1 protein-coding gene is annotated in these 338 nt (G+C 64.5%); it reads right to left on the bottom strand.

All coding sequences use genetic code 11. The features are described from left to right. Positions 1–338, bottom strand: a 338-nt coding sequence (locus tag GSQ87_RS22435; protein WP_216839079.1) for a L,D-transpeptidase, incomplete at both ends; no start/stop codon positions are given.

Raw genomic sequence — 338 nt, 5'->3', positions numbered from 1 at the left:
CCGACTGGTCCGTTTGGACCGGGTTTGATGTGCAGCTTGCCGTGGGAGCGCGGCCCCCAGTGCAGTTTAGAGGGATCGTAAGTGTAGTCAGCCTGCCAGGAGACTCCGTTGACCTTGTGCGTCCCCGAGGGCGACGGGCGTTCGGTAGAACCGACCGTGGCCGGGAAGACCGCAAGCACCTTGCCGTCGTCGCCGAAAGCGGTCACCTCCGCATGCGCCTTGGACACTTCGATCCGCTTCACGTCGCCCTTGGCCAAGGGCGACGCGCCGGCCTTCGTGATGACGATGGAGGCGCCCGCCTTGGCGAAATCCGCACCGGGATTAAGCGCAAGAAGAGT

Origin of the sequence: Caulobacter sp. S45 (assembly GCF_009765965.1) — a bacterium.
Taxonomy (GTDB): Bacteria; Pseudomonadota; Alphaproteobacteria; order Caulobacterales; family Caulobacteraceae; genus CAHJWH01.
Note: the sequence above shows the minus strand (reverse complement) of the source record. Positions and strands in the feature narration are given on the sequence as shown.